Annotated in this window: 24 protein-coding genes; 16 read left to right on the top strand and 8 right to left on the bottom strand. The window is 71.1% G+C overall.

All coding sequences use genetic code 11. From position 1 onward, the window contains the following. Positions 1-32 precede the first annotated feature (32 nt). The 4 genes from IF47_RS0109515 (at position 33) to IF47_RS0109500 (ending at position 2,667) form a co-directional block, all read left to right on the top strand. Positions 33-935 carry an MmyB family transcriptional regulator gene (locus IF47_RS0109515; RefSeq protein ID WP_037732312.1) on the top strand — a complete coding sequence of 301 codons (903 nt, stop codon included), beginning with the start codon at positions 33-35 and terminating at the stop codon, positions 933-935. A 158-nt stretch (positions 936-1,093) separates the two neighbouring features. Next, a complete protein-coding gene (locus IF47_RS0109510) occupies positions 1,094-1,507 on the top strand; it encodes a helix-turn-helix domain-containing protein (RefSeq protein ID WP_031508049.1) in 414 nt (137 codons plus the stop codon). 16 nt (positions 1,508-1,523) lie between these two features. Further along, complete coding sequence (locus IF47_RS0109505) at positions 1,524-2,213, top strand: hypothetical protein (protein ID WP_031508048.1); 690 nt, start codon at positions 1,524-1,526, stop codon at positions 2,211-2,213. 88 nt (positions 2,214-2,301) lie between these two features. After that, the gene (locus IF47_RS0109500) at positions 2,302-2,667 is read left to right on the top strand and encodes a DUF2516 family protein (RefSeq protein WP_031508047.1); all 366 of its coding nucleotides are present in this window, start codon (positions 2,302-2,304) and stop codon (positions 2,665-2,667) included. 48 nt (positions 2,668-2,715) lie between these two features. Here the strand turns inward: IF47_RS0109500 and IF47_RS0109495 are convergent, their stop codons facing one another. Then, positions 2,716-3,975 (bottom strand): PP2C family protein-serine/threonine phosphatase, encoded by a 1,260-nt coding sequence (locus IF47_RS0109495; RefSeq protein ID WP_031508045.1) that lies wholly within the window; start codon positions 3,973-3,975, stop codon positions 2,716-2,718. Positions 3,976-4,113: 138 nt separating this feature from the next. After that, positions 4,114-5,220 carry a C40 family peptidase gene (locus IF47_RS0109490; protein WP_031508043.1) on the bottom strand — a complete coding sequence of 369 codons (1,107 nt, stop codon included), beginning with the start codon at positions 5,218-5,220 and terminating at the stop codon, positions 4,114-4,116. 381 nt (positions 5,221-5,601) lie between these two features. Between IF47_RS0109490 and pstS the strand changes: the two genes are divergently transcribed. The 4 genes from pstS to pstB all read left to right on the top strand — a co-directional run bounded on the left by pstS (position 5,602) and on the right by pstB (position 9,737). Continuing rightward, entirely contained in the window at positions 5,602-6,729 is a 1,128-nt protein-coding gene (gene pstS / locus IF47_RS0109485; RefSeq protein ID WP_031508041.1) for a phosphate ABC transporter substrate-binding protein PstS, read from the top strand. A gap of 141 nt (positions 6,730-6,870) precedes the next feature. Continuing rightward, positions 6,871-7,851 (top strand): phosphate ABC transporter permease subunit PstC, encoded by a 981-nt coding sequence (gene pstC, locus IF47_RS0109480; RefSeq protein WP_031508040.1) that lies wholly within the window; start codon positions 6,871-6,873, stop codon positions 7,849-7,851. Positions 7,852-7,865: 14 nt separating this feature from the next. Next, positions 7,866-8,927, top strand: coding sequence for a phosphate ABC transporter permease PstA (pstA, locus tag IF47_RS0109475; protein ID WP_425423566.1), 1,062 nt, complete (start codon positions 7,866-7,868; stop codon positions 8,925-8,927). Between the two features lie 33 nt (positions 8,928-8,960). Further along, positions 8,961-9,737 carry a phosphate ABC transporter ATP-binding protein PstB gene (pstB, locus tag IF47_RS0109470; protein ID WP_031508038.1) on the top strand — a complete coding sequence of 259 codons (777 nt, stop codon included), beginning with the start codon at positions 8,961-8,963 and terminating at the stop codon, positions 9,735-9,737. A gap of 118 nt (positions 9,738-9,855) precedes the next feature. Here pstB and IF47_RS0109465 read toward each other — a convergent pair whose 3' ends face one another. Together IF47_RS0109465 and IF47_RS0109460 are read right to left on the bottom strand one after the other, a co-directional pair. After that, on the bottom strand, positions 9,856-10,851 hold the full coding sequence (locus tag IF47_RS0109465; protein ID WP_031508037.1) for an inorganic phosphate transporter: 996 nt from the start codon (positions 10,849-10,851) through the stop codon (positions 9,856-9,858). Positions 10,852-10,856: 5 nt separating this feature from the next. Beyond that, entirely contained in the window at positions 10,857-11,477 is a 621-nt protein-coding gene (locus tag IF47_RS0109460; protein ID WP_031508035.1) for a DUF47 domain-containing protein, read from the bottom strand. A gap of 204 nt (positions 11,478-11,681) precedes the next feature. On the opposite strand from IF47_RS0109460, the gene IF47_RS0109455 reads away from it, so the two are divergent. After that, entirely contained in the window at positions 11,682-12,002 is a 321-nt protein-coding gene (locus IF47_RS0109455) for a metal-sensitive transcriptional regulator (RefSeq protein ID WP_031508033.1), read from the top strand. Positions 12,003-12,065: 63 nt separating this feature from the next. Here IF47_RS0109455 and IF47_RS28650 read toward each other — a convergent pair whose 3' ends face one another. The 4 genes from IF47_RS28650 to IF47_RS0109435 form a co-directional block, all read right to left on the bottom strand. Next, positions 12,066-12,236 (bottom strand): hypothetical protein, encoded by a 171-nt coding sequence (locus IF47_RS28650; RefSeq protein ID WP_169745204.1) that lies wholly within the window; start codon positions 12,234-12,236, stop codon positions 12,066-12,068. Positions 12,237-12,395: 159 nt separating this feature from the next. Beyond that, complete coding sequence (locus IF47_RS0109445; RefSeq protein WP_031508032.1) at positions 12,396-13,250, bottom strand: SCO4651 family lipoprotein; 855 nt, start codon at positions 13,248-13,250, stop codon at positions 12,396-12,398. Between the two features lie 426 nt (positions 13,251-13,676). After that, the gene (locus tag IF47_RS0109440) at positions 13,677-14,345 is read right to left on the bottom strand and encodes a phosphatase PAP2 family protein (RefSeq protein ID WP_031508031.1); all 669 of its coding nucleotides are present in this window, start codon (positions 14,343-14,345) and stop codon (positions 13,677-13,679) included. 208 nt (positions 14,346-14,553) lie between these two features. After that, the gene (locus IF47_RS0109435; protein ID WP_245641067.1) at positions 14,554-15,471 is read right to left on the bottom strand and encodes a C40 family peptidase; all 918 of its coding nucleotides are present in this window, start codon (positions 15,469-15,471) and stop codon (positions 14,554-14,556) included. A 164-nt stretch (positions 15,472-15,635) separates the two neighbouring features. Between IF47_RS0109435 and IF47_RS0109430 the strand changes: the two genes are divergently transcribed. From IF47_RS0109430 to IF47_RS0109400, 7 genes are all read left to right on the top strand, one after another. After that, positions 15,636-15,944, top strand: a complete 309-nt coding sequence (locus tag IF47_RS0109430) for a hypothetical protein (protein WP_031508029.1) — start codon at positions 15,636-15,638, stop codon at positions 15,942-15,944. A 439-nt stretch (positions 15,945-16,383) separates the two neighbouring features. After that, complete coding sequence (locus IF47_RS0109425; RefSeq protein ID WP_031508027.1) at positions 16,384-17,175, top strand: DUF8175 domain-containg protein; 792 nt, start codon at positions 16,384-16,386, stop codon at positions 17,173-17,175. Then, on the top strand, positions 17,165-18,481 hold the full coding sequence (locus IF47_RS0109420; RefSeq protein ID WP_031508026.1) for a hypothetical protein: 1,317 nt from the start codon (positions 17,165-17,167) through the stop codon (positions 18,479-18,481). Before IF47_RS0109425 ends, IF47_RS0109420 begins: the two co-directional genes overlap by 11 nt. Beyond that, on the top strand, positions 18,478-20,028 hold the full coding sequence (locus IF47_RS0109415; protein ID WP_031508025.1) for an SCO6880 family protein: 1,551 nt from the start codon (positions 18,478-18,480) through the stop codon (positions 20,026-20,028). The genes IF47_RS0109420 and IF47_RS0109415 overlap by 4 nt, the downstream gene beginning before the upstream one ends. 15 nt (positions 20,029-20,043) lie before the next feature. Further along, positions 20,044-21,462, top strand: coding sequence for an ATP-binding protein (locus tag IF47_RS0109410; protein ID WP_031508024.1), 1,419 nt, complete (start codon positions 20,044-20,046; stop codon positions 21,460-21,462). A gap of 2 nt (positions 21,463-21,464) precedes the next feature. Next, positions 21,465-22,985: a P-loop NTPase family protein gene (locus IF47_RS30130; protein ID WP_051717336.1), complete on the top strand. Its 1,521-nt coding sequence runs from the start codon at positions 21,465-21,467 to the stop codon at positions 22,983-22,985. Beyond that, positions 22,982-23,413 (top strand): phosphatase domain-containing protein, encoded by a 432-nt coding sequence (locus tag IF47_RS0109400; protein ID WP_031508021.1) that lies wholly within the window; start codon positions 22,982-22,984, stop codon positions 23,411-23,413. The genes IF47_RS30130 and IF47_RS0109400 overlap by 4 nt, the downstream gene beginning before the upstream one ends. The last annotated feature ends 245 nt before the right edge of the window (positions 23,414-23,658 follow it).

The raw sequence follows: 23,658 nt of genomic DNA, 5'->3' as shown, positions 1-23,658 counted from the left end.
GGTACCAGGGAAACCGGCCGGATACTGGAGGGGTGAGCGACGGCACGGGCACACACGGCACCGGACGGGACAGTGGGCGGAACGGCGGTCCGGGCAGCGGTCCGGGCAGCGGTCTGGGGGAGGCGTTGCGCCGCTGGCGCGACCGGACGGACCCGGCCTCGGTCGGCCTGCCCACCGGACGCCGTCGGCGGGCGGTCGGGCTGCGGCGCGAGGAGCTCGCCCTGCTCGCAGGGGTGTCCGTCGACTACGTCACGCGCCTGGAGCAGGGGCGGGCTGTCTCCCCGTCCGCGCAGGTCCTCGCCGCGCTGGCGCGGGCGCTGCGACTGTCGGGACCCGAGTCCCGGCACCTGTTCCTGCTGGCGGGTCAGGCGCCCCCCGCCCACGGCCGGATGGCCACGCGCCCCACACCGGGAGTACGGCGCCTGCTCGACCGGCTGGCGGACACGCCCGTCGGCGTGTACGACGCGTCCTGGACCCTGATCGCGTGGAACCGTCCGCACACCGCGCTGCTGGGCGACCCGTCCGAACTGACGGACCGCGAGCGCAACGTGCCGTGGTGTCACTTCGCCGGCCCGCCCGGCCGAGTGCGCCACACTCCCGAGCAGGAGGCCCGCTTCGAGGCGGCCGTGGTCGCCGATTTGAGGGCCGCGACCGCCCGTTACCCCTCCGAGGCGCGGCTGTGGTCGCTCGTCGACGACCTCCGGAACACCGGCGACCGCTTCGCCCGACTCTGGGACTCCCACGTGGTGGGCGTCCACGAGCGGGACACCAAGACCGTCCACCATCCCTCCGTCGGTCCGCTCGTGCTCGACTGCGACGTCCTCACCGTGCCCGACGGCGATCTGCGCGTCGTCGTCCACACCGCGGCGCCGGGCACCGAGTCCGCCGACCGGCTCGGTCTCCTCACCGCCGCCCGACCCGGAGCACGCCGGTGACGGTGCCGGTGAAAGTGCCGGTCACCGACGTCGACCACCGACGTCGACCACCGGTGTGACCGACCACACCCCCGGCGTGGCGAGGGAAGACCGGACCGGAGCGACACTCCTGCAAGCACTTGCTTGCAAAAGTTAGCGCGACAAGGCACGGTGGAGTCATGGCTTCACTGCATGTCGGCAACCTCGGCGAGTTCCTGCGGGAGCAGCGGCGCAACGCCCAACTGTCCCTGCGGCAGCTCGCCGACGCCGCCGGGGTGTCGAATCCGTACCTCAGCCAGATCGAACGAGGGCTGCGCAAACCCAGCGCGGAGATCCTCCAGCAGCTCGCCAAGGCGCTGCGGATATCCGCCGAAACGCTCTACGTCCGGGCCGGGATCCTCGACGAGAAGGACCGGACCGGGGTGGAGGTGCGCGGCGCGATCCTGGCCGACACGTCGATCAACGAGCAGCAGAAACAGGTCCTGCTGCAGATCTACGAGTCGTTCCGCAAGGAGAACGGACACACCGACGACGCTTCCAGCGCGGAGGCCGAGGACGCCCCCTCCACCGAAGCGAAGCCCACGAACCCATGACCAGGAGGGATCCTCAATGCCCACCAAGACCAACGACATTCGCAAGGTCCTGACCAGCCCCACGCCGCTGTACTTCGCCGCCGGAGTGATCGACAAGCTCCGCGAGACGGCTCCCGAGCGCCTGGCCGCGGTGAAGGAGCGGGCGGCGGACCCCAAGGCCGTACAGGAGCGCCTCGCCCAGCAGGCGAAGCAGACCCAGTCGAAGCTGACCGCCGCGCTGTCCGGCCTCGACACCGACCTCAAGAAGCTCCGCGAGCAGGCCCAGCACCTGGCCCTCCAGGGCGTCGGGCTCGCCGCCGAGTACGCCATCAAGGCGCGCGAGGGGTACGGCGAGCTGGCCGAGCGCGGGCGCGGCGCGGTGCAGACCTGGCGCGAGGAGAAGAACGGCGCCGACAAGGCGCTGGACAAGACCCACCGGCGTGCCGAGACCGTCGTGGTGGAAGAGGAGGAGAGGCCGCGGGCCAGGGCCGCCGCCGCCCGGAAGACCACCGCCCGCGGCGGGACCGCCCGGACCGGCGCCGCGAAGAAGGCGGCGGCCCGGAAGACCACCGCCGCCCGCAAGAGCACCGCCTCCTCCTCGGAGGCGGCGAAGAAGAGCGCCTCGGTGCCGACGCCGAAGGCCGTCGCGAAGAAGGAGACGGCCGCGAAGAAGACCGCCAAGCAGGCTCCGAAGTCGGAGAAGCCCGCGGAGAAGCCGCAGGCGTGAACCGGGCCGGGCCGGGCACGCCCTTCGTGTCCGGCCCCGCGGCCGGTAGCGTGGAGATCCGACGACCGACGACCGGTTCACGGACAGGATGGTGGCCAACGTGCTGTTGGAAGGTTTCTCCGAGCTGATGTCCTGGGTCCGCCTGGGCCTGTTCGTCTTCAGCATCTTCTGCTTCGTCGACGCGGTCCTGCGCCGCGAGGACGCCTACCGGGCCGCGGACAAGAACACCAAGCAGTTCTGGCTGATCATCCTCGGTCTGACCGCCGCCGTGAACCTGCTCATCCCCGGGTTCTTCCTGCTGGCCATCGCCGGCCTGATCGCCAACATCGTCTACATGGTGGACGTGCGGCCCGCACTCGTCCAGGTCGGCGGAGGCCGGGGCGGCCGGGGCGGCGGATTCCGCCGCGGCAGCAGCAGCGACGGCCCCTACGGCCCGTACAACGGCGGACGCTGACCGCGCCCGGCACCGGCCGGACGGGCGGCGGGGCGGATCGCGCCCGGGTCACCCCCGGTCGAGCAGCAGCACCGCCACGTCGTCCGTCAGCTCGTCGCCGTTGAGTTCCCGCACCTCCGCCAGCACGGCGTCCAGCAGTTCCTCGCCGCGCAGCCCGGCGGCCATCCGCTGCCCGACGATCTCGAGCATGCCGTCCTGGTCGAGCCGCCGGTCGCCCTGGCCGATCCGGCCCTCGATCAGCCCGTCGGTGTACATCATCAGGCTCCACGCCCCGCCCAACTGCACCTGCATGCGGGGCCAGCGGGCGTGCGGCAGCAGCCCCAGCGCCGGGCCGCCGCAGTCCTCGTCGGGCAGCAGCCGCGGGCCGCGCCCACCGCCCGCGACCAGCGGCGCGGGGTGGCCGGCCAGACACACCCCGGCCCGCCGCCCGTCCGGGGCGATGTCCACCGTGCACAGGGTGGCGAAGATCTCCTCGCTGGAGCGCTCGTGCTCCAGCACCCGCTGGAGGGTGCCCAGCAACTCGTCGCCGCAGAGCCCGGCGAAGGTCAGCGCCCGCCAGGCGATCCGCAGCTCCACCCCCAGCGCCGCCTCGTCCGGGCCGTGCCCGCACACGTCGCCGATCATGGCGTGGACGGTGCCGTCGGCGGTGCGCACCGTGTCGTAGAAGTCGCCGCCCAGCAGGGCCCGCGACCGTCCCGGCCGGTATCGGGCGGCGAACCGCAGCTCCGAGCCGTCCAGCAGCGGCGTCGGCAGCAGCCCGCGCTCCAGCCGGGCGTTCTCCTGGGCCCGCAGCCGTGACTCGGTGAGTTGCCGCTGGGCCAGGTCCGCCCGTTTGCGCTCGACCGCGTACCGGATGGCCCGGCTCAGCAGGCGTCCGTCCAGCTCGTCGCGGAAGAGGAAGTCCTGGGCCCCGACCCGTACGGCCTCGGCCGCGCGCTCGGCGTCGTCCTCGGCGGTGAGCGCCAGCACCGCGTGCCGGGGCGCCATGCGCAGCACTCGGTGGAGGATGGCCAGCTCGTCCTCGGCCTCCTCCCCGCTCCTCGTCCCGGCGCCGTCGGACAGGGTGAGGTCGAGCAGGATGCAGTGGACGTCGTCGGTGAGCAGCCGCTCGGCCTCGGTGAGGTTGCGGGCGGTACGGACCCGCACCCGGCCTCCGGAGGCGTCGAGCATCTCGGGGATCGCCAGGGAGCCCGCCGGGTCGTCCTCGATGACCAGCAGGGTCAGGTCGCCGCCGGGGACCGTCTCCGACTCGGCCGACCGCCGCGGCGCCGGCGCGGTCCCCAGCTCGTTGCCCATCGATACGGGCATGGCAGAAGTCCTCTTCCCTCCCCCCGAGGGCACACAGGCGTCGGGGTGAAGACGCCCCGGGCGACCTTATCGGTCCTCGGGGGTGCACGGAATGCCTTGTGGCATATGCCAAACCACCGGGGCGGCCGGTCCGGCCGCCTACTTGTCCGGCCGCACCACCCCCAGGATCGGCAGCGAGCCCGCCCCTGCCAGGGTGATCTGGCGTCCGGTCCGAGGGGCGTGGACCATCATCCCGTCCCCCACGTACATCCCGACGTGCCCGGCGTCCTTCTTGTAGACGATCAGGTCGCCGGGGCGCATGTCGGTGATCTCCACCCTCGGCAGCAACCGCCACTGCTCCTGCGAGGTCCGCGGAATCCGCTCGCCGGCCGCCTCCCAGGCGCGCAGCATCAGACCCGAGCAGTCGAAGGTGTCGGGACCCTCGGCGCCCCACTCGTAGTCCTTGCCGATCTGGGCCATGGCGTACGCGATGGCCTTCTTCCCCCGCGCCGAGGCCCTGCCGTCGATCTCGTCGAGAATGCCGGTGTCCAGCCACCGCGCCTGCCGCGCCCAGGCCGCCTCGTCCTCCAGCTCCCTCAGCCGCTCCAGCTCCTCGGCCTCGAGCTTCGACTCCAGCTTCTCGGCCTTCTCCAGCTCGGCCTCGATCTTCTTCTTCGCCGCCGCCTTCTTCTTGCGGTCCGCCTCCAGCTTCGCCCACCGGCCGGTGGCCTCGTCCGCGTACTCGTCGAGGTCCTTCCTGGCGTTCTTCAGCTTCCCCAGGAGGCCGTCGGTCGCCCGCTCGCCCTTGCGGAGCAGGTCGAGGTCGCGCAGGAACTTCTCCGGGTCGTCCTCCAGGACCAGCCGCGCCCCGGGCGGCAGCCCGCTGCCGCGGTACTGCGCGCGGGCCATCGCCCCGGCCCGGTCCGTCAGGTGCTCCAGCCGACCCCGGGTCCGCGCGATCGCCTGGGCCAGCCGCATGATCTCGTACCGCTGCTTCTCGGCCCGCTCACTGGCGGCGTTGTACTCCTCGGTGGCCGATTCCACGCCGTCGTGCAGCTTCTCGATCTTCTTGCGGATCTCCTCCAGCCGGGCGGTGCCCTCCCCGTCGGCGGACCCCTCGTCGGCGGAGGGTCCGTCGGGCGTCCCGGCGCCCGGGGCCCCTGACGTCCCGGGGCCGCCCGGGTCCGCGTACGCCGTGCCCGCGGGCACCACCAGCAGCAGGCCGAGCTGCGCGCACACAAGGGCGCACACGGCGGCGGCTCCCATCGGCGCTCCGCGGCGGGCTCCTCGTGCGCCCTCCCCCTGACGTCCCACGCGTCTTCCTCCCACACTGTGCCTACTCGTGCGTAACGAGTCACCGTCGGGGATGGTGCCACGGTCGGCGCTCCCGCAACAGACGGCACACACCGACCGCGCGCGGGGCCGCCTTCCACACCGGGACGAGCCACGCAACTACGTCGTCCGCCGAGGTTCACCTCTCGTTCACTCTCGGCCGTCGGGCACTTCACCTGTCCTGCCTAATTTCGGCCTTACGGGGAGCGCGTCCGGTCGCCGGCGGACGTGGACCGCTCCTCATCCTGAAGACACCCGGTTACACCTCACCGCTTGCCGTCCCCACCGGCGGGCCCCAGGAAGGAACTGAACGAAGTGAAGCTTCAGCCCACCCACCGGCTTCGCGCGATCGCCGTCGGCGCTGTCGCGGTCTCCAGTGCCCTGGTCCTGACCGCCTGCGGCTCGGACGACAACACCGGCGGCGCCAACGGGAACGGCAACGCCAAGACCGCGAGCAACATCGAGTGCGCGGACCAGGGCAACCTGCTCGCCTCCGGTTCCAGCGCCCAGAAGAACGCGATGGACATCTGGGTCAAGAACTACCAGGCGGCCTGCGAGGGCGTCGGCATCAACTACAAGCCCACCGGCTCCGGCGCGGGCATCCAGGAGTTCCTCCAGGGCAAGACCGGCTTCGCGGGCTCCGACTCCGCCCTGGACGAGCAGGAGATCCAGCAGTCCAAGGAGGTCTGCGAGGGCGGTCAGGGCATCAACCTGCCGATGGTCGGCGGCCCGGTGGCCGTCGGCTACAACCTCCCCGGCGTGGAGAACCTGGTCCTGGACGCCGACACCATCGCCAAGATCTTCGACTCGAAGATCACCCAGTGGGACGACGAGGCGATCAAGAAGCTGAACCCGGACGTCGACCTGCCCTCCACCAAGATTCAGGCCTTCCACCGCTCCGACGAGTCCGGCACCACCGACAACTTCACCGAGTACCTGCACGCCGCCGCCCCCGAGTCCTGGAAGTACGAGCCCTCCAAGGCCTGGGCCGGCAAGGGCGGCCAGTCGGCCGACGGCTCCTCCGGCGTCGCCACGAACGTCAAGAACAACGAGGGCGCCATCGGCTACTTCGAGCTCTCCTACGCCAGCGGCAACGGCATCCCGACCGTGAGCCTGGACACCGGCGCGGGCGAGCCGGTCGAGGCCACCGTCGAGAACGCCTCCAAGGCCATCGCCGAGGGCAAGATCGTCGGCGAGGGCAAGGACATGGCGATGGAGCTGAACTACGCCACCGACGCCGAGGGCGCCTACCCGATCGTCCTGGTGACCTACGAGATCGTCTGCGACAAGGGCAACAACAAGGAGTCCCTGGAGCTGACCAAGTCCTTCCTGAACTACACGGCCAGCGAGGACGGCCAGCAGTCCCTCGCCGAGGCGGGCTACGCCCCGATCCCCGACGAGATCATCACCAAGGTCCGCTCGACCATCGAGTCGCTCGCCTGACGCCCGAGGCGGCCGGCCCCGCACCGACAGCGGGGCCGGCCGCCCGGCCGCGTCCGCCGACCGGTCCCCGATCCCAACGCGAACGACCCATCCGGTGCACCGCCGCCAGGGGATGACACCCCTCATCAGACCGGAGAAACCATGGACATAGCACCCACCGCATCCGTTCCCCCGCCCAAGGCGCCACCCGGGAACTCCGCCACCCGGCCGGGCGACCGGATCTTCCTGGGCCTCTCCAAGGGGTCCGGCATCACCCTGCTGGTGATCATGGCCGCCATCGCGGTCTTCCTCACCTGGCGGGCCGTGGTCGCCATCGCCCACAACGAGGGCAACTTCCTCACCACCTTCGAGTGGAACCCCAACGCCAACCCGCCGGTCTTCGGCATCGCGGTCCTGGCGTACGGCACGATCGTCAGCTCGATCATCGCGATGGTGCTGGCGGTCCCGGTGGCCGTCGGCATCGCCCTGTTCATCTCGCACTACGCCCCGCGCAGGCTGGCCGCGCCGCTGGGGTACGTCGTCGACCTGCTCGCCGCGGTCCCCAGCATCATCTACGGTCTGTGGGGCGCCCTGTTCCTGGTGCCGCACCTGACCGGCCTGTACCAGTGGCTCGACGACTACCTCGGCTGGACCGGCGTCTTCGCCTACGACGGCGGCGCCGCCCGCTCGCTGTTCACCGCCGGCATCCTCCTGGCGATCATGATCCTGCCGATTGTCACCAACGTCAGCCGCGAGGTCTTCAAGCAGTCCCCGAAGATGCACGAGGAGGCCGCGCTCGCGCTCGGCGCCACCCGGTGGGAGGTCGTCAGGATGGCCGTCCTGCCGTTCGGCCGTTCCGGTGTGATCAGCGCCTCGATGCTCGGCCTGGGACGCGCCCTCGGCGAGACGATGGCGGTGGCCACCGTCCTCTCCCCGAGCTTCCTGATCAACGTCAGCCTGCTCAACCCGGGCGGCGGCACCTTCGCGCAGAACATCGCCGCGGGCTTCAAGGAGGCCGGTGACCTGGGCCGTGACGCCCTGATCGCCTCCGGACTCGTCCTGTTCGTCATCACCCTGCTGGTGAACGGCGCCGCCCGCCTGATCATTGCCCGCCGCAAGGAGTACTCGGGGGCGAACGCCTGATGAGCAACGCAGTCATGGAAAAGCCCGTGATCACCACGCCGCTCCCCGGCGGCACGCTCAAGCAGCCCCGCCTCCCGCGCTGGGCTCCCGCCGGTCTGGCCGTGCTCTCGGCCGCCGTCGGCGTCGGCATCGGACTGGCGGCCGACCTGGCCAGCCGCGTCCAGTGGGGCCTGATCGCCGCGCTCTTCTACATCGTGGCCACCCACGTCCTCGCCACGGTCGTGGAGGGCAAGCGCCAGGCGAAGGACCGGCTCGTCACCAGCCTGGTGTGGGTCAGCTTCCTGGTCGCCGTGATCCCGCTCGCCTCCCTGATCTGGGAGACGATCGTCCGCGGCGTCAAGGTGCTGGACGTCTACTTCCTCACCCACTCCATGAACGGCGTGATCACCCTCCAGCCCGGCGGAGGCATCTACCACGCCATCATCGGCACCGTGGAGCAGGTCGGCCTCGCCACGCTGATCGCGGCGCCCATCGGCCTGCTGACCGCGATCTACCTCGTCGAGTACGGGACCGGCAGGCTCGCCAAGGCCGTCACCTTCTTCGTCGACGTCATGACCGGCATCCCCTCGATCGTCGCCGGTCTGTTCATCCTGTCCTTCTGGATCATCGTCCTGGACTTCGGCTACTCCGGCTTCGCCGGCGCCATGGCGCTGGCCATCCTGATGATGCCGATCGTCGTGCGCTCCACCGAGGAGATGCTCAAGCTCGTCCCGAACGAGCTGCGCGAGGCGTCCCTGGCCCTGGGCGTGCCGAAGTGGCGCACCATCCTCAAGGTGGTGCTGCCCACCGCGATCGGCGGCATCACCACCGGCGTGATGCTCGCCGTCGCCCGCATCGCCGGCGAGAGCGCACCGATCCTGCTGCTGGTGTTCGGGTCCCAGGCGATCAACGGCAACCCCTTCGAAGGCGCCCAGTCGTCCCTGCCGTACTACATCTACGAGCAGTGGGCCAACGGCAACGAGGCCTCCTACGACCGCGCCTGGGCCGCCGCCCTCGTCCTGATCGCCTTCGTGATGATCCTGAACCTGGTGGCCCGCGGCATAGCCCGCTGGAAGGCCCCGAAGACCGGCCGCTGACCCGGCCACGCGAGCAGAAGAGAAGTGATTCCCATGGCCAAGCGCATCGACGTCAGCGGCCTCACCGCCTACTACGGTTCCCACAAGGCCATCGAGGACATCTCGATGTCCATCGAGCCCCGCTCCGTGACGGCCTTCATCGGCCCGTCCGGCTGCGGCAAGTCCACCTTCCTCCGCACCCTCAACCGCATGCACGAGGTCACCCCCGGCGGGCGCGTCGAGGGCAAGGTGATGCTCGACAACGAGGACCTGTACGCGAGCGGGGTCGACCCCGTCTCCGTGCGCCGCACCATCGGCATGGTCTTCCAGCGGCCGAACCCGTTCCCGACCATGTCGATCTACGACAACGTGGCGGCGGGCCTGCGGCTCAACGGCTCCTACAAGAAGTCCGAACTGGACGACGTCGTCGAGAAGTCGCTGAAGGGCGCCAACCTCTGGAACGAGGTCAAGGACCGCCTGAACAGGCCCGGTTCCGGCCTCTCCGGCGGTCAGCAGCAGCGTCTGTGCATCGCCCGCGCCATCGCGGTCGAGCCGAAGGTGCTGCTGATGGACGAGCCGTGCTCGGCGCTCGACCCGATCTCCACCCTCGCCATCGAGGACCTGATCGGCGAGCTGAAGGAACAGTTCACGATCGTCATCGTCACCCACAACATGCAGCAGGCCGCGCGCGTCTCGGACCGCACCGCGTTCTTCAACCTGGCCGCGATCGGTCAGCCCGGCAAGCTGGTGGAGATCGACGACACCGAGCGCATCTTCTCCAACCCCTCGGTGCAGGCCACCGAGGACTACATCTCGGGCCGCTTCGGCTGATCCGGCCGGCCCGTCACCGACCGTCTGCGGTGCTGCATGGCGGTGCCACCGCACGACGAATGCCCGCCCCCCGGCTCCCGGGGGGCGGGCACCTCACGTTCTCGCCGGTCGGCGGACCTCAGCCCAGCACCATCTTGATCAGCCAGTAGCAGATGGCCGCCGCCATCGCCGCCGCCGGCATCGTGATGAACCAGCCGAGGACGATGTTCTTGGCGACCCCCCACCGCACCGCGCTCACCCGCTTCGTGGCGCCCACGCCCATGATCGCGGACGTGATCACGTGCGTGGTGGAGATCGGCGCGTGGAACATGAACGACGCCGTGTACATCACCGACGCCGCCGTCGTCTCGGCGGCGAAGCCGTGCGGCGGGTCCAGCTCGATGATCCGGCGCCCCAGCGTCCGCATGATCCGCCAACCACCGGCGTACGTGCCCAGGGAGAGCATCACGGCGCAGGAGACCTTGACCCAGACCGGGATCTGTCCGTGGTCCTGGACGTCCGCGATCACCAAGGCCATCACCACGACGCCCATGGTCTTCTGCGCGTCCTGCAGGCCGTGTCCGAGCGCCATGCCCGCCGCCGAGACCGTCTGCGCGATGCGGAAACCGCGCTTGGCCCGGTGCGGGTTGGCCTTCCGGAACATCCACAGGATGGCCACCATCACCAGGTAGCCGAGCACGAGCCCGACCACCGGCGAGATGAACATCGGGACGACGACCTTCTCGAACACACCCGACCAGTACACCGCGATGCCGCCCGCCAGCGCCGCGCCCACCATGCCGCCGAAGAGGGCGTGCGAGGAGGACGACGGCAGGCCGAAGTACCAGGTGATCAGGTTCCAGGTGATCGCGCCGACCAGCGCCGCGAACAGGATGGCCATGCCACTGTCACCGGAGGGGGTCTCGATCAGCCCCTCGCTGACGGTCTTGGCCACACCGCTGCCCAGGAAGGCGCCGGCCAGGTTCATCACCGCGGCCATCAGCAGCGCCACCCGGGGGGTGAGCGCCCGCGTGGAGACGGACGTGGCGATGGCGTTCGCGGAGTCGTGGAAGCCGTTGGTGTAAGTGAAGAAGAGCGCGACCCCGACGGTCAGTACGAGCGCGAAGGTGTCCACGTGGTTCAGGACTCCTTGACGACGATGGTCTCCACCGTGTTCGCCACGTGCTCGAAGGCGTCGGCCGCCTCTTCCAGAACGTCCACGATCTGCTTGAGCTTGAGGACCTCGATGGCGTCGTACTTGCCGTTGAACAGGTGGGCGAGCAGCTTGCGGTGGATCTGGTCGGCCTGGTTCTCCAGCCGGTTGACCTCGATCCAGTACTCGGTGAGGTTGTCCATCGTCCGCAGGTTCGGCATGGCCTCCGCCGTCAGCTCCGCCGCGCGCGCCAGGACCTCGATCTGCTGCTCCACCCCCTTGGGCAGCTCCTCGATCTGGTAGAGGACGACCAGGTCGACGGCCTCCTCCATGAAGTCCATGATGTCGTCGAGCAACGACGCGAGCCGGTAGATGTCCTCGCGGTCGAACGGCGTGATGAACGAGGAGTTCAGTTGGTGGAAGATCGCGTGGGTGGCATCGTCACCGGCGTGCTCGGCCGCACGCATGCGCTCCGAGATCTCGGCCCGTGTCGATGTATCCGCCCCGAGCAGTTCCATCAGGAGCTTCGAACCGGTGACGATGTTGTCCGCGGATGCGGCGAACATGTCATAAAAGCTCGTCTCCCTGGGGGTCAGACGAAAGCGCACTGGGATTCCTCGGGGTGCCTCGTTGTCGGTCTCGATGATGCTAGGCGCATCACCCGGTCACAGCGAACCGGCGTTCATCAGTGTCACTCATCGTCCCGTGCCCCTCCGTACCGGGCTCATGCGTAACAGATTCCCGGAACGGAACATTCGGTACGATATACCCAGAGGGGGTATCGACCCCCACGGCGACCACGGGAGGACCGTATGACGACCGCCGACGCCCGTCCAGAGACCGTCCACGGTCCACACGGATACGCCAAGGAGAAGGACGCCCACCTCAAGCGGCTGAGGCGCATCGAGGGACAGATCCGCGGCCTCCAGCGCATGGTCGAGGAGGACGTCTACTGCATCGACATACTCACCCAGGTCTCGGCCTCCACCAAGGCGCTGCAGTCCTTCGCGCTCCAACTCCTGCAGGAGCACCTGCGCCACTGCGTCGCCCACGCGGCGGCCGAGGGCGGCGCCGAGGCCGACGCCAAGGTGGAGGAGGCCACGGCCGCCATCGCCCGTCTGCTGCGCACCTGAACCCCGGCTCACCGCTCCCAGCCCCCACTCCCGCTCCCCGGAGCCGGAGGCCGGGGCCCGGGCTCAGACCTTCCCCTCCGCGTCGCGCCCGACCCGGAGCACCTCGTCGATCCGCGCCGGGCTGAGCCGGTCCTCGGCCGCCGTCGAGGCCGCGATCATCAGCTCGCCGTAGAGTTCGATCTCGTCGAGGGCCACGTGGTCCTGGACCAGTGAGCCGCCGTTCTTGCGGGACACACGCACCACCTCCTCCAGCTCCCCTCTCGGGCACACGAACCCCCAGGGTAGGAAGGAGCGCGCCCGCCGCGCATGGCACGTACGGGCCATTTCACGCCACCGTCATCGGCCAGTACCGGCGTTCGGCGGCGCCGGCCGGAACGCACCGTCGCCCGGCCGCTACGGAACGGCGATCCTCCCGGTGTAGATGTCCTCCGGCTCGGGCAGCTCGACCTCCACCGGCACCCCGAAGCCGTACAGCGTCGTCGTCGAGACCACCGACACCTCTCCGCTCCCCTCCCGCCCGGGCGCGCCGGCCGAGGCCGGGAAGGTGAAGCGGTGCCGGACCTTCCGCAGCCGCCCCCGCTCGTCCACGTAGGCGTCGAAGGGCACGCTCCGACGGGAGAGCCCCTCCGCCGCGGCGGCCAGCCGCTTCCGCGCGCGCGGCCCGGCCTCCTCGGCCGCCACCGCCAGGTCCACGGTGCCCCGGTAGTGCCGCACCTTCTCCCCGTGCAGCCGCTCCTCGCCCCGGAAGGACACCGACCGCGCGCCGCGCAGCAGCTCGGCCGCGCTGATCGGATCGGTGGCACCCCCCGTGACCAGGTTCCCGTCCGGCAGACCGGCCGTGTCCACCCGCACCCACTTGTCGGCGGGAACACCGGCGCCCCGGTTCCTCATGTAGAGCGCGTCCGATGTGATCAGCTCGACGATGGGCCGGCGCTCGCCGTCCTCGGTGGCCTCGCCCGGCAGCACCACCTCCAGCCGCCCCGTCCCCGCCGCGTAGTCGAAGACGCCCGCGCCCCGGATGGTGACGCGGGTGCCGCCGCTGTTCATCTCCACCGCCGTGCGCGTCCGCGAGGTGCCCGACTCCACCAGCACCTCGGCCGCCTCCCGCACGGCCGCCCGCGCCTCGGCGGCACTCACGTCCGCGGCGGCGGCGCCCCACCCGGAACACCCGGCGACGGACAGGGTCATCAGCACCACTCCGGCACAGGCCACGAGAATCCCGGCCGTCCGCCCGCGCTTGACCACCATCGTCTGCCGACCCCCAAGAACAAGCCTCGCAACTCGATCCGATTAACGACGATTCCCGGCCACCGTCACGGCCGGTACCGTGGTCACGTGCGACAGGAGGAGTGCGGAGAGCGGCCGGTGCGGCCCGACGAACACCACACCTCGACAACGGAGAAGGGCGCGTTCTGCAGCGCGGTCTGCACCTGCGGGTGGCGCGGACCCGCCCGTCGCGCCCGCTCGCAGGCCCGCAGGGACGCCACGTCCCACCCCCCGGGCGGTCGGGAGGCATGAGCACGACCGGGCGGAGAACGGGCGGGTGACGGGGCGGGCAGGGAACGGGCGGAGGCCCGAAAACCCCCGGAAAACGCGGAACCCGGCCCCATCGGGGGCCGGGCTTCGAACGTTCCCGAGGAGTCCCGGACCGACCGGACGCTCCTCCGCCGCGCCTCAGGCGGCCAAGTCGCGGTCGTACGGCCGCCGCTCGGCCTCCGGCTCCTCGGCCCGTGCCGCCACCTCCGGCGTCCGCACCAGCCAACCGGCCGGGGAGGAGGCCACCGCGCGCAGCAACGGCGTCAGCAGCGCCAGCGCCGCAGGGGCCAGCAGCAGCGCCACCGCCGTCCCCAACGCCAGACCGCCGATCACGTCGGTGGGGTAGTGCACCCCCATGTAGATCCGGCAGAACCCCGCGAACACCGCCACCAGGATGCCGACGAGGCCCAGCTTCCTGTTCACCATGAAGATCCCCACGGCGAGCGCCATCGCCAGCGTCGCGTGGTCGCTGACGAACGAGAAGTCCTTCTTCCCGTCCACCAGCACCTCCAGCCCCTCGTGGGTCAGGAAGGGTCTGGGTCGCTCCACGAACTCCCGGATCGGCACGTTCACCAGCAGCGCCACCCCGGCCGCCAGCGGCGCCCAGGCCAACCCGGCCACCGCGCTCACCGCGTCCGTCCGCCGCCGCGCGACCCACCAGGCCCACACGCCCAACAGCCCCAGCGCCGCGATGGTGCCGTACTCGCCGATGTACTCCATCAAGTGATCGGCCCAACCGGGGGCGTCCTTGGCCAGTCCGTTGATGTCGTACAGCAGCTCGACGTCGGGGTTGTCCCAATCAGCCATCGCGTTGCTGCCCTTCACTCGTCGCTGCCGACCCCCGTGGTAGCGGAATGCCCTGTCCGGACAGGACAACGCCCTGTCCGAGCCGCACGTTCCGACCTCCACCGAATGATCACGCGGACGTTATCGGAGGGTGACCCGCGGTGATCCGCCGCCGCGGCTCGGGACCCACGCCCCACATCGCTCATCGGGAGCGTCCGGAACTCTGGGATCACGATGCCGTCGGCCTCGTCGCCCCGAAGTAGTCGGGGGTGTCGATCGGATCGAAGCGGATCGTCGCGCCCGTGTACGGCGCGTCGATCATATAGCCACCGCCCACGTAGATGCCCACGTGGTAGATCGATCGCGAGTCGTTCAGATCGTGCGCGAAGAAGACCAGGTCCCCCGGGAGCAGTTCGTCCCGCTTCGGGTGCGGACCGGCGTTCCACTGGTCGTTGGCGACGCGTGGCAGCTCGATCCCCACGCTCGCGTACGCCGCCTTCGTCAGACCCGAGCAGTCGAACCGCCCGCCGTCCTCCGGCGTGCCGTCGCCGCCCCACAGGTACGGCGTCCCCAGCTTCTTCTGCGCGAAGTCGATCGCCCCGGCCGCCTGCTTCGACGGGGACACGCGACCGGCCGGCGCGGCGAAGCTCTTCTCCAGCTTCCGGATGACCCGCACGTAGTTCTGCGTCTCCCGATAGGGAGGCACACCGCCGTACTTCACCACCGCGTACGGACCCGCGTTGTAGGCGGCGAGCATGTTGTCCGTCGGATCGCCGGGCACGCCCTCGACGTGCTTCGCCAACGCGCAGTCGTACTTGGCCGCCGACGGGATCGCGTCCTTCGGGTCCCACACGTCCCGGTCCCCGTCACCGTCCCCGTCGATGCCGTGCGTCGCCCAGGTGCCCGGGATGAACTGGGCGATGCCCTGCGCCTCGGCCGGGCTCTGCGCCTTCGGGTTCCACCCGCTCTCCTGGTAGAGCTGGGCGGCCAGCAGCGCCGGGTTGAGCGCCGGACAGTAGTTGCCCCACTTCTGCACCAGGGGTTGGTACGCCGCCGGCACGGCTCCCTTCGCCAACGCGACCGTCCCGCCGCGCCCCCCGAAGAGGCTCGACGCGGCGCTGTACGTACCGACCACGAGCAACGCCATGAAGCACACGACGAGCCCGATCCCGACCCCGATCGCCACCCATGCCCTACGCACCCCTCAACCATCCCCCATCAGGCCCCAGTTCACTGCCGATTCGGCCGTAACCGTGTCAGAATCCAAAGGAAGCGCATCTCCAACAACCCACCTGGGGCGGTGAGTACACCATGTTCCTGGCAGCCGACAAGGGCGACATCAACACCATCATCGGCGGAATCGCCCCTGACTGGGGCCCGTTCGGATCGTTGGGCAACGAGGCCCGCGTGATGATCGAGGTCGTGATGGCCGTGGCCATCCTTCTGTGCCTCGGCATCGCCGTCTGGGGCGCCGCCAAGCAGCGCATCGGCGCCACGGCCCTGCGCGACACCTTCAGCGCGGAGCAGGGCAAGGGCCTGATCGTGGCGGGCCTGACGGGCGTCTTCATCATCGGATCGCTCGGCACGCTCTTCACGATCGTCTACGGCATGGCCGTGTAGCGCCGCACCGACCATCCCCCACACCGACCACCCCCGACCCACCCGCGGACCGGCGGGACCTCACGGCCCGCCGACGGAACCGGCCGGCCCGGGACGACCGTCCCGGACCTCACGGACCCACGCGTCCACGGCCCCACCGCCCACCGGCGGACGGTGGGGCGCCGACGCCTGTCGCCCCGGGACGGCCCGGCACACCAGAAAAAGGCACCACGGCCATGCACCAGCCCTGTCCCGCCCCCCACGCCGTCCCGCGGCCCCTCCGACCCGGCGGATCGGAGCGAACCGCCGGCGCCGGGACCGGCGCCGACCACCCGCCGATCACCGTGCGGAAGCGATCCCGCACACACCGGCCCCACAACGGCCGCGGCGGGGTTAACGTCATGGAGAGGGCACGACGACAGCCGGGCGGCAGCCGGGCGACCGAGGGGGCACGCGCACGATGAGCATCGGCGGCGAGGACGGGTACGACGACGACGTCGTCGACGCCTACGGCGAGCCCAGGCGACCGCCGGTCCGCGTGGGCCGCAGCATGGTGACGGTGGTGGGCGTCGTCGTCCTGCTGATCGCGGCCATAGCCTTCGCCAACAGAGACGGAGGTGACGGGCCGTCGGGCGCCGACGGAGCGAACGCGGAGAACAACGCCCGCCCCACCGCCCCCACCGGCGAACGTCCCGTCACCACCCAGACCAACGGCATCCCCACGGGGTTCCCCCGCACCGAACAGGGCGCGCAGAGCGCCGCGGCCAACTACGCGGTGGCGCTGGGCGGAACCGGCATGTTCGAGACCGAGCACCGCCACATGCTCGTCGACACCCTCTACACCCCCGAGACCGCCGCCCGCATCAAGGGACCGCAGGACAGAGCGTACTCGAAGGAGTTCTTCGAGCGCCTGGGCCTCACCGCCGACGGCACGGCACCCGCGGGCATGACCTTCGTCTCCCGCACCATCCCGGTCGGCACCAAGGTGACCGAGTACGACGACGACAACGCCACCGTCGAGGTCTGGTACACGAGCCTCATCGGCATGGCGGGCGAGGACTCGACCACCCCCGTGACCACCACCTGGAAGACCTGGACCTTCGAACTGCGGTGGGACGGCTCCGACTGGAGGATCGCCGACGACTCCCAGGAGGACGGCCCCGCCCCCGTACCGGGCGGCGACCGAGCCGCCACAGCCGAGGACATCAGCAAGGCCGTCGAGGAGTACGGAGGGTTCACCTATGCCCGCTGACCGCCGCCGTGCCCTGTCGCTCGCCGCGCTCCTCGCGGGCCTGCAGGCATCCGGGCTCTGGCTGGCCGCCCGCGCGGTCGCCGACCCGACACCGACGCCGACGCCGACACCGACGCCGAGCGGCGATCAGGAGAACGACGAGTGCGAGAACGTCCCCGGCGCCGCCAGGGACGTGTGCGAACAGGGCCGGACCGACGGCGGGGGCTCCGACGGCGGCACCACCGACGCCCTGTCCTCCCTCGACCCCCTCGCCTCCCTCGCCCAGGGCTGCGCCGACGCCGCCGCGTGGATCGTCACCAAGCTCTCCGACGCCGTCACCGCCACCGCCACCGTCGACTTCACCAACCCCGCCTTCCTCCGCCAGTACGCCGTCGTCTTCGCCGCCTCGACGATCCTCACCCTCGTCCTGTGGCTGCTGGCCGTCGCCAAGCGCGCCGTGCGCGGCATCCCCCTCACCGAGGCGCTCACCGAGGCCATCGGCTTCCTGTGGCTGACGGTCCTCGCCTCGGCCTTCACCCCCCTGATCCTCTACACCCTGGTCACCGCGACCGACGCCGTCACCGAGGTGATCGCCGCGGGCACCGGCTCCAACACCGACAAGTTCTTCGGCTCCTTCTCCGAGGCGCTCGAGAAGGGCGACGACATCGGCGGCGGGCCGATCATGCTGATCGTCGTCTCCCTCGTCTCCGTCCTCGCCGCCGGCGTCCTGTGGCTCGAACTCGTCATCCGCGCCGCCCTGTTGTACGTCGGCGCCCTCCTGGGGACGGTCGTCTACGCCGGACTCGTCGACAAGAACCTGTGGGGCCACGTCCGCCGCTGGGCGGGCATCATGATCGCGGTGATCCTCGTCAAGCCGGTCATCGTCATCGTCCTCGGCCTCGCCGGGGCGCTGGCGTCCGACGAGGGCCCGAACGCCTTCTCCGCGATCGTCTCCGGCCTCGCGATCATCCTGCTCGCCATCTTCGCCAGCGCGATGATCTACCGCTTCGTCCCCGGCTTCGGCGACGAGATCGTCCGTCAGCGCAACGCCGCCGCCGACCCTGCCTCCCGCACGGCCGCCGCCGTCGTCGCCTCCCCCGCCGCCATGCTCCGCCAGGGCATCAACACCCACAGCGCCCGCGGCGGCGGCTCCGAGGGCGGCGGCGCGTCCACCGCCGGCGCCACGCCCAGGCCCGCCAACCCCGTCTCCGGCGGCGTGGCCGCCCACGCCTCACGCGGCGTCCGGCCCACCCCGCCCGCCGCACCGCCCCAGCCGCGCAGGGGCGACAGCTCCACCAGCCACCGCACCGGAGGTGATCGCGGGTGACCTCCCCGTCCCACACCGTCGCACCGCGCCGCACGTACATGATCGGGCGCGCCCGCCCCAACGCCGTCATCGGCAGGAACCGGGAGACGGGCGAGATCGCGCTGATCATCGCGGGCGCCTTCCTGGGCATGATGAGCGGACTCCTCATCCCCGTCCTGTCCCTGCGGATCGTCACCCTGGTCGGCTTCCCCCTGCTCGCCCTCGCCGCGGTGTACGTGCCGTACAAGGGGCGCACCTACTACAAGTGGTTCGAGATCAACCGCAGTTACCGCCGGCTGCTGCGCCGCGGCACCACCTACCGGTCCGCCGCCGCCGAGGCCGGCACCCGACTGGACGGCACCGAGGTGGACATCCCACCGCCGCCCGGCGTCGGCCGCATCACCTGGCTGTCCGCGCCCTTCGGGCCCGACGAGATCGCCGTCCTGCTCCACGCCGACCGGCGCACCGTCACCGCCGCCATCGAGATCGAGGGCCCCGGCGTGGGCCTGCGCGACAGCGAGGACCAAGAAGCCCTCGTCGACCGCTTCGGCACCCTCCTCAAGCACGTGGCCAACGGCGACGGCTTCGTCACCCGCCTCCAGATGCTCGCCCGCACCCTCCCCGCCGACCCCGACGCCCACGCCAAGGACGTCGCGCAGCGCGGCGACGAGCGGGCCGCGCCCTGGCTGCGGGACTCCTACGACCAACTGCTGTCGATGGTCTCCACCTCCAGCGAACAGCACCGCGCCTACCTGGTCGCCTGCATGCACTACACCCGCGACCTGGCCGCCGAGGCCGCCGCGATCGCCAAGGCCACCCGCGCCTCCACCGGCCGTCGCCTCACCCGCGACGAGGGCCTGGCCGTCGTCATGGCCCGGGAACTCACCGACATCTGCGCCCGCCTCACCGAGGCCGACATCCGAGTGCGGCAGCCGCTGGGCCAGGCCCGGATGGCATCACTGATCCACTCCATGTACGACCCGGACCACCCCATCGACCACATCCAGGCGATGACCCGACGCAACGCCTGGCCGGCCGAGCTGGACGCGGCCGAGCCGACCCACCTCCGGGCCAAGACCCGCGAGTCGGCCACCCGCGCCCCCTGGTGCCACGCCACCGCCTGGGTCAAGGAGTGGCCGATGACCCCCGTGGGCGTCAACTTCCTCGCACCCCTGCTGGTCCACACCCCCGACGTGATCCGCACCGTCGCCGTCTGCATGGACCTGGAGCCCACCGAGGTCGCCATCGAGCGGATGCTGACGGAGAAGACCAACGACGCGGCCGAGGCCAGCCGCGCCGCGAAGATGAACCGCACCGTGGACCCGCGCGACGTGGCCGCCTCCGGCCGCGTCGACCAGCGCGGCGAAGACCTGGCCTCCGGCGCCGCGGGCGTCAACCTCGTCGGCTACATCACCGTCTCCTCCCGCTCACCCGAGGCCCTGGCCCGCGACAAGCGGACGATCCGGGCATCGGCCGGAAAGAGCTACTTGAAGCTGGAGTGGTGCGACCGGGAGCATCACCGTGCGTTCGTGAACACCCTGCCGTTCGCGACCGGCATCCGCCGCTGAGGAGGCGCAACCACCATGGCCGCGTTCGATCCGCTGACCGCCGTCACCGACGCCTTCACCAGCTTCCTCTTCGGCAAGACCGAGACCACCCGGCTGCCCGTGCGCACCTCCACGGGCCAGGCACAGGCCGTCTACCTGCCCACCGCCGCCCCCGGTCTGGGCGACTCCGGGGTGATCATCGGCCGTGAGGTCTACAGCGGCAAGGGGTACATCTACGACCCCTTCCAGCTCTACGGCCAGCAGCTTCCGGCCCCCCACTGGCTGGTGCTCGGCGAGTCCGGCAACGGCAAGTCGGCCCTGGAGAAGACGTACGTCCTACGCCAGTTGCGGTTCCGCGACCGCCAAGTGGTGGTCCTGGACGCCCAGGGCGAGGACGGCGTCGGCGAGTGGAACCTCATCGCCGAGCAGATGGGCATCACCCCCATCCGCCTGGACCCGATGGCCGCGCTCGACGGCGGCATCCGCCTCAACCCGCTGGACCCGGCCATCACCACCACCGGCCAGCTCGCCCTGCTGCGCACCATCATCGAGGTCGCCATGGGGCACGGCCTCGACGAACGCGCGGGCTTCGCCCTGAAGGTGGCCCACTCCTACGTCAACGAGACCGTCACCGACCGCCAGCCCGTCCTCACCGACATCGTCGAGCAACTGCGCCACCCCAAGCAGGAGTCGGCCGAGGCGATGAACGTGGCCCTGGAGGACGTGCGCGCCTGGGGCCTGGACGTGGCGCTCGTCCTGGACCGGCTGGTCGACGGCGACCTGCGCGGCATGTTCGACGGCCCCACGACGGTGGGCATCGACCTCGACGCGCCGCTGATCGTCTTCGACCTCTCCCACATCGACCGCAACTCCATCGCCATGCCGATCCTGATGGCGATCGTCGGCGTCTGGCTGGAGCACACCTGGATCCGTCCCGACCGGAAGAAGCGCATCTTCCTGGTCGAGGAGGCCTGGCACATCATCAACAGCCCGTTCGTGGCCCAACTCTTCCAGCGCCTGCTGAAGTTCGGCCGGCGGCTGGGCCTGTCGTTCGTCGCGGTCGTCCACCACCTCTCCGACGTGGTCGACGGCGCGGCGGCCAAGGAGGCCGCCGCCATCCTCAAGATGGCCTCCACCCGCACGATCTACGCCCAGAAGGCCGACGAGGCCCGGGCCACCGGACAGGTGCTGGGCCTGCCCCGCTGGGCCGTGGAGATCATCCCCACGCTCTCGCCCGGCATCGCGGTCTGGGACGTCAACGGCAACGTACAGGTCGTCAAACACCTGGTCACCGAGATGGAACGCCCGCTGGTCTTCACCGACCGCGCCATGACGGAGTCCGCCTCCTCCCGCTCCCCCCTGGAGGACACCCTGGCCGAGGAGTTCGACGCCGAGACCGAGTCCCGCGCCGCGGCGATGGAGCGGCTCGCGCGCGCCGACGAGACGGTGGCCTGACGGTGCCGTACGGCCACGAGGGGCGCCGGACGCCGCAGGACGGCCCGCGGGGGCGCGGCATCCCGGACGGGCTGCTCGTCGGCCTCCTGGGCTTCCTGCTGGGCATCACCGCCCTCGCCTGGACCGCCACCGGGCTGGCCGGCCTCCTCGCCCACGGAGCGTGGCCGCGGGACCTGGCCTTCACCCGCACCCCCCTGGCCATGCGGGCACTGCTCACCGAGCCCGGCGACTTGGCCGCCGCCTGGCCCGACACCCCCGCCGAGACCCTGCCGGGGCCCGGCCTGTTCTGGGGCGTCCTCATCGGCCAGTCGATGGTCCTGACCGTCCTGGGAGTCTTCGTCGTCGGCACCGTCGCCCGTTGGCGTGCCCTGCGCGCGGCCCGGCGCGAGAAGGCCCGAAGCGACGTACGAGACGCCACCGCGCCCCTCCCCCGCCGGCGCCCCGCCGCCTCACGTCCAAAGACGTCCCCGGCGCCCCCGGCCTCCCCGGCACGCCACGCGCCGGTGGCGGACGCACCACCCCCGCCGGCCCCGATGCGGGCCCACCCCGTACCGGAGGCGTTCGCCGGGCCGCCCACGGGAGTGGAGTACGGCCGTGACCACGGCAGCCGCGCGGCCGACGCCCTGCGCGCCGCCTCCGGCCCCGCCCTCGTCGTGACCGCCGACCCGAACCTCTGGGCGGACACCGTGGGAGCCCGCGCCAAACTGGGCCCGGTCCACCTCTACGACCCGTCACAGCGCACCGACGCCCCCGTCCGCCTGCGCTGGGCACCCCACCACGGCTGCGAGGACCGCCGTACCGCCGCCTTCCGGGCCGCGGCCCTGCTCGCCCCCGTACGGAGCCCCGCCCGCGTGGACGCGGCCGTCCACAGCGCGGCGGAGACGCTCCTGGGGTGCTGGCTCCACGCCGCCGCCGTCGCCGGCGAGCCGTTCCGTCAGGTCCACCGCTGGGCCACGGCCACCGCGGGTTCGCCGGGCGAAGCCGTCCACATCCTGCGGACGCACCCCAAGGCCGCGTCCGGCGCGGCGGGTGAGCTGGAAGCCACTCTCATCGCCCACCCGGAACGCAGGGACGCCGCGACACACCTCGTCCGCGGCGCCCTCGCCTCCCTCGCCCAACTCCACGTCCGCAACGCCTGTACGGCGTCGCGGACGGATTCCACCGCACTGGATTCCTTCGCGGCGGAAGGGGGAACACTCTATGTCGTGGGCGAAGCCATCGAGGATCCACGCAGTGCCCCCGGCACGATGCCGCTCCTCACCGCCCTCACCGCGAGCGTGGTCGAGCACGGCCGCCGCATGGCCGCAGGGTCATCCGCCGGTCGGCTCGACCCACCAATGAGCCTGATCCTCGACAACCTCGCGGCGGTGGCCCCCATACCCCAGCTCCCCGAGCTCCTGGCGACCGGCGAGTCGATGGGCATGCCCACACTGGCGCTGCTCCGCTCCGAGGAACAGGCGTGCGCCTGGTGGCCACAGCTCACCGGGAGCGGTCCGATCGGAAGGGCCGCATCCACGCCGTGAACGCCCCATGGGAACCCGGAGCGACGGGAGTGCTGCGACTGCCCTCGGGCCGGCTCGTACGTGGACGAGGATTGAGACGCCCCCTCCCGGAGGGCCAACCGCCCACGTTCGGCCTGTATCTGCTGGGTCATGAGCCTCCCGCCGTCGACTGGGACTCCCGGTGGATTCGCTGGCCCGACTTCCGGCTTCCATCCGACCGCACGGCCGCCGCGGAGGCGCTGCTCGAGGCGTGGGAGCGCGCCGCGACCGACCGCGTGGAGGTCGCCTGCGGAGGCGGCCGAGGACGGACCGGCACGGCGCTGGCCTGCATCGCCGTACTGGACGGAGTACCCGCCGACGAGGCGGTCTCCTACGTCCGGCGGAACTACGACTCCCGTGCGGTGGAGACGCCCTGGCAGCGTCGCTTCGTCCGCCGCTTCCGCCCCTGAGAGACATCTCCGCTGTCCATCGCCGAATGCCCGGGGTCCTGAATGCCTTCGAACTGGTTTCAGACGGCGAAATGCAGGGAGGCTCCGGCCCCCGAATCCTTCGACTCGGAAACCGAAACCCCCCCTTAACAAAGGCCCGAAAACGTGAAGAGGCCCCGTCGGAACCTGCCCGACGGGGCCTCCACAACAACTCGTTCGGCGGCGTCCTACTCTCCCACACGGTCCCCCGTGCAGTACCATCGGCG

This window comes from Streptomyces megasporus (assembly GCF_000718985.1).
Classification (GTDB): Bacteria; Actinomycetota; Actinomycetes; order Streptomycetales; family Streptomycetaceae; genus Streptomyces; species Streptomyces megasporus.
This window is presented reverse-complemented; position numbering and strand designations above follow the sequence as displayed.

Bases quoted from the DNA above. Each gene is read 5' to 3' on its own strand.
- IF47_RS0109510 (WP_031508049.1), top strand. From the start codon at position 1,094: ATGGCTTCACTGCATGTCGGCAACCTCGGCGAGTTCCTGCGGGAGCAG.
- IF47_RS0109505 (WP_031508048.1), top strand. From the start codon at position 1,524: ATGCCCACCAAGACCAACGACATTCGCAAGGTCCTGACCAGCCCCACG.
- IF47_RS0109500 (WP_031508047.1), top strand. From the start codon at position 2,302: ATGGTGGCCAACGTGCTGTTGGAAGGTTTCTCCGAGCTGATGTCCTGG.
- IF47_RS0109495 (WP_031508045.1), bottom strand. From the start codon at position 3,975: ATGCCCGTATCGATGGGCAACGAGCTGGGGACCGCGCCGGCGCCGCGG.
- IF47_RS0109490 (WP_031508043.1), bottom strand. From the start codon at position 5,220: ATGGGAGCCGCCGCCGTGTGCGCCCTTGTGTGCGCGCAGCTCGGCCTG.
- pstC (WP_031508040.1), top strand. From the start codon at position 6,871: ATGGACATAGCACCCACCGCATCCGTTCCCCCGCCCAAGGCGCCACCC.
- pstA (WP_425423566.1), top strand. From the start codon at position 7,866: ATGGAAAAGCCCGTGATCACCACGCCGCTCCCCGGCGGCACGCTCAAG.
- pstB (WP_031508038.1), top strand. From the start codon at position 8,961: ATGGCCAAGCGCATCGACGTCAGCGGCCTCACCGCCTACTACGGTTCC.
- IF47_RS0109455 (WP_031508033.1), top strand. From the start codon at position 11,682: ATGACGACCGCCGACGCCCGTCCAGAGACCGTCCACGGTCCACACGGA.
- IF47_RS0109445 (WP_031508032.1), bottom strand. From the start codon at position 13,250: ATGGTGGTCAAGCGCGGGCGGACGGCCGGGATTCTCGTGGCCTGTGCC.
- IF47_RS0109440 (WP_031508031.1), bottom strand. From the start codon at position 14,345: ATGGCTGATTGGGACAACCCCGACGTCGAGCTGCTGTACGACATCAAC.
- IF47_RS0109435 (WP_245641067.1), bottom strand. From the start codon at position 15,471: ATGGCGTTGCTCGTGGTCGGTACGTACAGCGCCGCGTCGAGCCTCTTC.
- IF47_RS0109430 (WP_031508029.1), top strand. From the start codon at position 15,636: ATGTTCCTGGCAGCCGACAAGGGCGACATCAACACCATCATCGGCGGA.
- IF47_RS0109425 (WP_031508027.1), top strand. From the start codon at position 16,384: ATGAGCATCGGCGGCGAGGACGGGTACGACGACGACGTCGTCGACGCC.
- IF47_RS0109420 (WP_031508026.1), top strand. From the start codon at position 17,165: ATGCCCGCTGACCGCCGCCGTGCCCTGTCGCTCGCCGCGCTCCTCGCG.
- IF47_RS0109410 (WP_031508024.1), top strand. From the start codon at position 20,044: ATGGCCGCGTTCGATCCGCTGACCGCCGTCACCGACGCCTTCACCAGC.